Origin of the sequence: Pseudomonas hunanensis, from assembly GCF_013393325.1 — a bacterium.
GTDB classification, from domain to species: Bacteria; Pseudomonadota; Gammaproteobacteria; order Pseudomonadales; family Pseudomonadaceae; genus Aquipseudomonas; species Aquipseudomonas putida_P.
The window spans coordinates 1-207 of record NZ_QJRC01000021.1 but is presented as its reverse complement, the minus strand read 5'-3'; the positions used below and the strand labels follow the sequence as shown (position 1 = coordinate 207).

The following is a 207-nucleotide window of genomic DNA, read 5'->3' as shown; positions in this document are numbered from 1 at the left end:
CTCCAGGTTCTCGAAGGTGCGACCGTCGATATCCACCGCCGACTTGATGCCGAGGCTGATTTCGCCGCTGTCCAGGTAGACGTCATCACCTTGCGCTGCGTGCTCGTACTTGACGCTGGTGTCGCCGGCTTTGATGGTGACCGTGGCGTTGTTGCTCAGGGTCACGACCAGGTCGTGATCCAGCGGCTGGTTGACGTGCACGGTGAA

1 protein-coding gene is annotated in these 207 nt (G+C 60.9%); it reads right to left on the bottom strand.

From position 1 onward, the window contains the following. On the bottom strand, positions 1-207 hold a 207-nt coding region (locus DM807_RS00215), incomplete at both ends, for an immunoglobulin-like domain-containing protein (protein WP_179026928.1).